The following is a 7,517-nucleotide window of genomic DNA, read 5'->3' as shown; positions in this document are numbered from 1 at the left end:
TGTGACCGAAGTCACGATTGACGAAGCTTGCGCTTCATTCGTTTTTGTATTCCGTAGAATACGATTTTTGCCTCATCGTTCAGTTTTCAAAGTCCAATATGTCATTTGACGACTTTTAAATCTTACAGTAAAGTAATATGTGATGTCAATTACTTTTTTGAAGTTTTTTTCGTCTGTGACGTTCGCGTTTGGCGTGTGCCTCAGCGACATGTATTAATATATCAACTCTTGTTTTTTTCGTCAACTGTTTTTCTAAAAAAACTTTAGAAAAAAGATAGACCCGCTTGAACCGGTAAAACACTACCCGTTCGCGGGTCTTTTTCGTTACGCCTGTTTTTGCGATTGTCCTTGAGAAGCTGGCTTTTCTTGTAAGCGATGCAGCATTAAAATCTGATAGGCATTACAGATTAAAAGTGTCGCAAGTGCTGCCCATAACATTCGTTTATCTTGTGTTGCCTGCAAAGCAGGTACCCATTCGATCAACGTGATGACTGTCATGAGGAACAAGGTTGGAATGAACGCTGTAAAGTTCGTTTCCCGTGCTTTCGTCCGCGCGACTAAGAACGCGATTAAAAGCAAGACGACCATCTCACCAATATAAAGGCTCGTCTTATCAAAGCCGTATGCTAATCCGCGTAGATAGACACCATCAAATAGTGCAAATGCGATCAAGACGATCTGGACACGATTCCAAAGCTTTGCACCGCGGAATAAATCGAGTCCGACACGATGTAAGATCAAGTACGAGAAGAATCCCATCAAACTGATGGCAGTCCACGTACTACTGTAGGAGAGAGCCGTCACATATCCGCTAATCGATTGATTTCGGATATATCCAGGTTCTGCTACCAAGTTAAACACGAAGCCGGCGAGCGTTCCGATTAGGAGCGTCATCCAAAACAGCTTCAAAAATCCTTTAATCTTCATTCTTATCCCTCTACTTTTTCGATGACACGCATGGCGAGTTCATTATAGTACGTCTCAAATGGATGATCATCGCGATAGATCGATGGGGCGAAGTCCGCATCATTCGCATATGGTTGTCCAAGTGGAATCTTAGCTAGAATATCGGTTTTTAACGCTTCTGACAACCTTTCTCCGCCACCACTGCCGAAGACATATTCTTTTTCGCCTGTCACTTTGCTTTCAAAGTATGCCATGTTCTCGACGATACCGAGGAGACGGTGGTTCGTCTTGATCGCCATTGCTCCTGCTCGTGCTGCAACAAAAGCGGCTGTCGCATGAGGTGTCGTGACGATGACTTCCTGACAGCTCGGGAGCATCGAATGAATATCGAGCGCAACATCCCCTGTTCCCGGCGGAAGATCAAGCAACAAGTAATCGAGATCGCCCCATTCGACGTCCGCGAAGAAGTTGTTCAGCATCTTCCCGAGCATTGGTCCCCGCCAGATGACGGGTGCATTATCTTCAACGAAGAAGCCCATCGAGATGACTTTGACGCCAAAGCGTTCTGGTGGAACGATTCGGTCGTTAACGACAGTCGGACGTGTTTCGATTCCCATCATGTCTGGAACACTAAAGCCGTAGATATCGGCGTCGATCAACCCGACTTTCTTCCCTGCTCGTGCGAGGGCGACTGCTAAGTTAACGGAAACCGTCGATTTCCCGACGCCCCCTTTACCGGAAGCGATCGCGATGAACGTCGTACCCGATTCTGGTTTGAGGATCGACGGTGTCATCGCTGCTTGAATCCCATGATCACCAAGTGCCTCAAAACGGAGTCCAACCGTCTTGAATCCTTTTTCTTTTAGTTCCTTGACGATTTGCTGTTGGAGCACGAGTTGCTCCCCAGAACCAGATTGAGCTAAAGCGATTTTCAGACTGACATAATCACCTTTAATCCGGACGTCACGAATGCCGTTCGTATCTGCAAGCGGGCGGTCAATCGTCGGATCGACGAGCGTTCCGACTACCTCGCGAATTTCTTGTTCATTCAACATAGTGCCTTCCCCCTGAAAACGTTCGATTTAATCCTTATTAGTATAACAAAAATAAGAGAGCGCTTGCACATTTCGACACCGGAAAGGATGACTTTTCCATGTCCAGTGTCGGTTTTCATCATTTCACTCGATCATTCGCTCGTTTTAGAACATTCGGTTCCATGTACTAGGACCCACGACACCATCGACATCAAGTCCTTGACGTGTTTGATAGGCGCGCACCTTCTGAGCCGTCTCTGCATCAAAGCGCCGAGTCACGGTTGCTTTGACTGCACGCTGAATTCGTTCGATATCCCGCGGATTCATATTGGCTGCACCTTGATACAACGGACGACCTGGATACGGAACGATCGCACGAGAGTGATTCGGCGTTTCTTCAGACACTCCTAGTAATTCAAAGTGTGGATAATCCTTAAAGCTCGTCCAGTCCCCACCCCAAGAAAAGCCACGTCGTTTCATCGCAGCAACAATCTTTTGAAAGCTTTGATCGTTTCGAAACAGCGCTTGTGTACCGTCTTTGGAATATTGAAAGAGGTCGACGGCAATTCCGCGATTATGATTGGATTGTCCCCCACGTGCATTCGTTACAATTGGTCCCGGTAGTGTCCGTCCCTGTGCGTACAACCGATTCTGTTCTGCAATGGATCGGTACCCTTGTGCGACGCCGACATAAATCCCTTGCGCATGCATCTCCCGAATGACCTCTTGCGTCCGTTTGGCGACTTCTCGCGAAAGTCCCGAAGCATTCAACTTCCGATTCGCTCGCTCGAGTAACCAGCTGATCGATAATGCCATCTATGCTCACTCCCTTTGTCTCCTGTTCCCGAAAACAAAATCCGCTATACTTATGGAATGCAGAATGATTTTAACTCATATCAAAAGGAGCATCCTATGAAAAAACGCATCATTTGGACACTTGGCGTCACCTGTCTCTTACATCTTAGCTTCGTCCTGTATCTGACGCTGCAACCGACTGTCGCTACCGAGACGAAGTTACCGGACAATGCAACCGTCTTAAGTGAAGAAACCGCTTTTACAGGACGTGTCGGTCAAGCGACGGCACATACACCTACCCAATTCATACAATCTCTCTTTGTTTGGAGCATCCCGCTGACGATCGTCATCCTCTACGTTCTTCTGACGATATTGCACCGATTACGCTCCACTCCGTCGACTTGACTTGAATCGCTGTTCTGACACTTCGTCAGGAGAGCGGTTTTTTAGTGCATAAAAAAACCTCCCACCACAAGGGTGAGAGGGATTCGAAAAGAATTAACGTTTCGAGAATTGTGGTGCACGACGAGCTGCTTTAAGACCGTATTTTTTACGCTCTTTCATACGAGCATCACGAGTCAAGAAGCCTTTCGCTTTGAGTGCGCCGCGGAATTCTGGATCCGCTTGAAGAAGAGCACGTGAGATACCGTGACGGATAGCGCCTGCTTGACCAGTGAAGCCGCCGCCTTTGACCGTTACGATTACATCGTACTTGCCTTCTGTTTCTGTGATTACGAGTGGTTCTTTTGCAGTCATGATCAATGTCTCATAACCGAAGTATTCGCTGATATCGCGACCGTTAACTGTGACTTTACCGTCTCCAGCAACGAGGAAAACGCGCGCTGCCGCGTGTTTCCGGCGACCAGTGCCGTAGTAACGTACATCTGCCATCGTGTAGTTCCTCCTAAATTCGTATTAACCGCGAAGTTCGTAAACTTCTGGTTGTTGTGCTTCGTGCTTGTGTGCAGCTCCAGCGTAGACGTGGAGTTTGTTGAACATTTGACGACCGAGGCTACCTTTTGGAAGCATCCCTTTGATCGCGAGTTCAAGCATGCGCTCAGGTTTGTTAGCAAGCATATCGCGTGCAACAGTCTGCTTTAAGCCGCCTGGATGACCAGAGTGACGGTAGTAGACTTTTTTGTCGAGTTTGTTACCAGTTAAAACGATTTTCTCAACGTTGATGAGGATAACGTTATCCCCACAGTCAACGTGTGGTGTGAACGTAGGCTTGTGCTTACCACGGAGAAGTGATGAAACTTCGCTCGCAAGGCGACCGAGTGTTTTACCTTCAGCGTCGATAAGGAGCCATTTGCGTTCTACATCAGTAGCTTTCGCCATGAAAGTTGTGCGCATGTAAAATACCTCCTAAGGAATTAAAAGTTCTGTTTTTGATTTTTCATTTATTCACTAGGTGAATCTATCATAATCTTAGGTGTACGGGGCTAAGATTGTGGTTTCATAATAAATGAAATGCCAATAAACATTGTATGTTTTTTAATAGCCAATGTCAATTGCCTTTTTTCACTCCGGATAGAAAACTTCCCATAGATAGAGTCCATGGGGAGGCGCTGTCACGCCTGCGACGTTCCGGTCCTTTGCCAGTAACATTTTTTTAATGTCCTCTGGTGCAAAACGACCGCGTCCGACGTCAAGTAACGTCCCGACCATGATCCGGATTTGATTATAGAGAAACCCACTGCCCTGGAACCGAAAGACGAGTTCGTCACCGACTGTCATCAACTCTGCCTCGTAAATCGTCCGGACCCGGTTATCCGTTTCCGTCTTCGCGACACAGAACGAACTGAAATCGTGCGTGCCGACGAGATGTGCCATCCCTTGACGGATGCGCTCGAGATCGAGCGGATACGGAATATGAACCGATAGATTCCGACGAAACGCATTTTCTTCGCGGCGGACGAAATAGCGGTATTCCTTCCCTACGACATCGTAACGCGCTTCAAAGGTCGGTTCGACCTCCTCGCAGCTCCGGACACGAATATCCGCTGGTAAGAGCGTATTCAGTGCCTTGACGACGTTCTCCGGTGGAATCGCTAGTTCCGTATCAAAATGAATGACTTGCCCGTAGGCATGCACCCTCGCATCCGTCCGTCCCGACCCGATGATCTTGACGGGATGTTTGTGCATCCGCGCAAGCGTCGTTTCAATTACTTCTTGAATCGTCAATCCGTTTGGTTGCACCTGATACCCGGCGTAGCCGGTTCCGTCATACTGAATCGTACATTTTAAACGACGCATTAACCGATCCCTCGCAATCCTACTAAATTGATCGTTAGGAGGACGAGTAGGATGATCAGACCTGTATCCCGCATCGTCCACTTGGACTCCCGTAGGCGTGTCCGTCCCTCTCCTCCACGGTATCCCCGCGCTTCCATTGCTGTCGCAAGATCCTCTGCCCGCTTAAAGGCGGAGATGAACAACGGAATCAATAACGGAATGATCGCCCGTAAACGTTCCTTGATCGGTCCTGCCGATAAATCAACACCACGTGCTTGCTGTGCCTTCATGATTTTCTCCGTCTCCTCCGCTAAGGTTGGTAAGAACCGAAGTGAGATTGATAACATTAAGGCGATCTCATGCGTTGGAACACGGACGACCTTGAACGGCTTTAACAACAACTCAATCGCATCTGTCAATTCGATCGGTGAGGTCGTCAGCGTGACGAGTGTCGTGATCGAGACAAGATAGAAGAAACGTAATGAGACGATGATCGCGAGTCGCAGTCCTTCTTCATAGATCCGAAGCCAGCCGAACTCAAAGAGGACAGCCCCTTCACGTGTGAAGAACAGCTGGATGACGAACGTAAAGACGATCAGGAACAGAATCGGTCGCAGTCCCTTTAGAACATAACGAAGTGGTAACCGACTACTCATGAGTGCTAAGAACGTAAAGACAAGTAAAAAGATGTTCGTTGCTGCATTGTTCGCGAGAAAGACGAGCGGAATGAAGCAGAAGGCGAAGATGATCTTCGCGAGTGCCGACGACCGGTGCAAGTACGACTGACCGGGAATATGTTGTCCGACGATCATTCGCTCACCCCTTTCGTCATCAACCACTCGATCAATTCGGTCTCCGTCCGGATCTCCGGTCGTTGCAATCCACGCCGATCAGCGACTTGCCAAGCAAGCGATAAGACGTGCGGAAGATCGAGGTGGAATTGCTCGAGGAATATCTCTTCTTTAAACAGATCAAGCGGTAGCCCGTCAAACGCCACCTGGGCGTCTTCCATGACGATCACACGCTCGGCATACTCAAGCACCTGATCCATGTCGTGCGTGATCAGGAGCAACGTCATACCGGTCTCTGCATGGAGCCGGGCAAACAGACTCAGCATATGCTTGCGCCCTTGCGGATCGAGTCCTGCCGTCGGCTCATCGACGATCAACACGTCTGGTTGACTAGCGAGTACGCCGGCAATTGCAACACGCCTCATTTGCCCACCAGACAGGTCAAACGGCGAACGACTCCAAAAGACTTCATCGAGTCCGACAGTCCGTAATGCCTCTTTCGCTAATTGCTCAGCCTTCGCGGCGTCATGACCGAAGTTCATCGGACCGAACATGACATCCTTTAAGACCGTCTCTTCGAACAATTGATATTCCGGATATTGAAAAACAAGCCCGACGCGACGTCTTAATGGCTTGAGGTCTTGTTTTTTCTTCGGTTCGACGATGATGTCATCGACTTGTACCTTCCCCGCTGTCGGCTTGAGCAACCCATTGATGTGCTGCACGAGCGTCGATTTCCCGGATCCGGTATGCCCTACAAACGCAACAAGCGCCCCTGACGGAATCTCAAGATTCACATCACGTAGCGCGACTCGTTCGAACGGACTATTGAGTTGATACGTATAATTTAATTCCTGGATTAAGATTGGCATAAACGGTTCACCAATTCTCTTTCATCTAGTATCGTCTCCTCGAGTGAGAGACCTTGCGCCCGTAAACGTTCTTGTACCCGAACAACGAATGGAACATCGAGTCCGATGTCTTCTAAGAACGATGCATGACGAAAGACTTCCTGAGGGGATCCTTCTAATACGATTTTCCCGGCATCCATGACGATGACACGACTAGCCCGTAATACTTCGTCTAATTCGTGTGTAATCGCGATGACCGCCATTGGGTGGGTCGCATGGAGTTCCTGAACGGTCGACATGACCTCTTGTCGTGCTAATGGATCAAGCATCGATGTAGCTTCATCGAGCACGAGAACATCAGGGCGCATCGCAAGCGCCGAAGCGATTGCGACACGCTGCTTCTGTCCGCCGGATAGTTGATGGGGTTCCCGATCAACAAAATCCGTAAGGCCAACGCGCGCTAGACTGTCGTCGATACGACGAACCATTTCCTCGCGTGGCACACCCCAGTTTTCTAGAGCAAATGCCACGTCGTCGCGCACGGTCGTGCCAACGAATTGATTATCTGGATTTTGGAAGACGATGCCGATTGCTCGGCGCATCTCCCACAGTTGCTCCGGATTCGCACTTGAAAAGCGCTCAGCAACCGTAACGGTCCCTGTCTCCGGTAACAACAATCCATTAAACAATTTCGTCAGCGTTGATTTTCCAGAGCCGTTGTGACCAACGATGGCGACCCATTCACCTGAACGAATCGTCAGAGAGACCTCGTGTAGGGCTGCTTGCTCCTGTTCCGGATACCGATAGGTGACCTGTTCCAGTTCAATCAGCTTGTCCATGATCTCTCCTCCTTCATCAAATCAATACTTTCATTTTGTAGCAAAAGGGCAGAAGCGGGATACGCA

Annotated in this window: 10 protein-coding genes; 1 reads left to right on the top strand and 9 read right to left on the bottom strand. The window is 48.8% G+C overall.

All coding sequences use genetic code 11. The features are described from left to right. Positions 1 to 324 precede the first annotated feature (324 nt). The 3 genes from L985_RS00915 to L985_RS00905 all read right to left on the bottom strand — a co-directional run bounded on the left by L985_RS00915 (position 325) and on the right by L985_RS00905 (position 2,756). Complete coding sequence (locus L985_RS00915; protein ID WP_023466658.1) at positions 325 to 927, bottom strand: KinB-signaling pathway activation protein; 603 nt, start codon at positions 925 to 927, stop codon at positions 325 to 327. 2 nt (positions 928 to 929) lie between these two features. Then, positions 930 to 1,961, bottom strand: coding sequence for an Mrp/NBP35 family ATP-binding protein (locus L985_RS00910; RefSeq protein WP_047390622.1), 1,032 nt, complete (start codon positions 1,959 to 1,961; stop codon positions 930 to 932). 144 nt (positions 1,962 to 2,105) lie between these two features. After that, on the bottom strand, positions 2,106 to 2,756 hold the full coding sequence (locus L985_RS00905; RefSeq protein ID WP_047390619.1) for a M15 family metallopeptidase: 651 nt from the start codon (positions 2,754 to 2,756) through the stop codon (positions 2,106 to 2,108). Between the two features lie 96 nt (positions 2,757 to 2,852). On the opposite strand from L985_RS00905, the gene L985_RS00900 reads away from it, so the two are divergent. Next, positions 2,853 to 3,140 (top strand): hypothetical protein, encoded by a 288-nt coding sequence (locus L985_RS00900; protein ID WP_047390616.1) that lies wholly within the window; start codon positions 2,853 to 2,855, stop codon positions 3,138 to 3,140. A 93-nt stretch (positions 3,141 to 3,233) separates the two neighbouring features. On the opposite strand, the gene rpsI is transcribed toward L985_RS00900, so the two are convergent. The 6 genes from rpsI to L985_RS00870 all read right to left on the bottom strand — a co-directional run bounded on the left by rpsI (position 3,234) and on the right by L985_RS00870 (position 7,451). Continuing rightward, the gene (gene rpsI / locus L985_RS00895; RefSeq protein WP_023466655.1) at positions 3,234 to 3,626 is read right to left on the bottom strand and encodes a 30S ribosomal protein S9; all 393 of its coding nucleotides are present in this window, start codon (positions 3,624 to 3,626) and stop codon (positions 3,234 to 3,236) included. A 24-nt stretch (positions 3,627 to 3,650) separates the two neighbouring features. Beyond that, positions 3,651 to 4,088: a 50S ribosomal protein L13 gene (gene rplM / locus L985_RS00890; RefSeq protein WP_023466654.1), complete on the bottom strand. Its 438-nt coding sequence runs from the start codon at positions 4,086 to 4,088 to the stop codon at positions 3,651 to 3,653. 168 nt (positions 4,089 to 4,256) lie between these two features. Then, positions 4,257 to 4,991 (bottom strand): tRNA pseudouridine(38-40) synthase TruA, encoded by a 735-nt coding sequence (gene truA / locus L985_RS00885; RefSeq protein WP_035399345.1) that lies wholly within the window; start codon positions 4,989 to 4,991, stop codon positions 4,257 to 4,259. Next, positions 4,991 to 5,782 carry an energy-coupling factor transporter transmembrane component T family protein gene (locus tag L985_RS00880; RefSeq protein ID WP_047390613.1) on the bottom strand — a complete coding sequence of 264 codons (792 nt, stop codon included), beginning with the start codon at positions 5,780 to 5,782 and terminating at the stop codon, positions 4,991 to 4,993. The genes truA and L985_RS00880 overlap by 1 nt, the downstream gene beginning before the upstream one ends. Then, positions 5,779 to 6,633 carry an energy-coupling factor transporter ATPase gene (locus L985_RS00875; RefSeq protein WP_047390609.1) on the bottom strand — a complete coding sequence of 285 codons (855 nt, stop codon included), beginning with the start codon at positions 6,631 to 6,633 and terminating at the stop codon, positions 5,779 to 5,781. The genes L985_RS00880 and L985_RS00875 overlap by 4 nt, the downstream gene beginning before the upstream one ends. Next, complete coding sequence (locus L985_RS00870; RefSeq protein WP_029343095.1) at positions 6,621 to 7,451, bottom strand: energy-coupling factor ABC transporter ATP-binding protein; 831 nt, start codon at positions 7,449 to 7,451, stop codon at positions 6,621 to 6,623. Before L985_RS00870 ends, L985_RS00875 begins: the two co-directional genes overlap by 13 nt. Positions 7,452 to 7,517: the final 66 nt, after the last annotated feature.

It is taken from the genome of Exiguobacterium sp. ZWU0009 (assembly GCF_000798935.2).
GTDB lineage: Bacteria > Bacillota > Bacilli > Exiguobacteriales > Exiguobacteriaceae > Exiguobacterium_A > Exiguobacterium_A acetylicum.
This window is presented reverse-complemented; position numbering and strand designations above follow the sequence as displayed.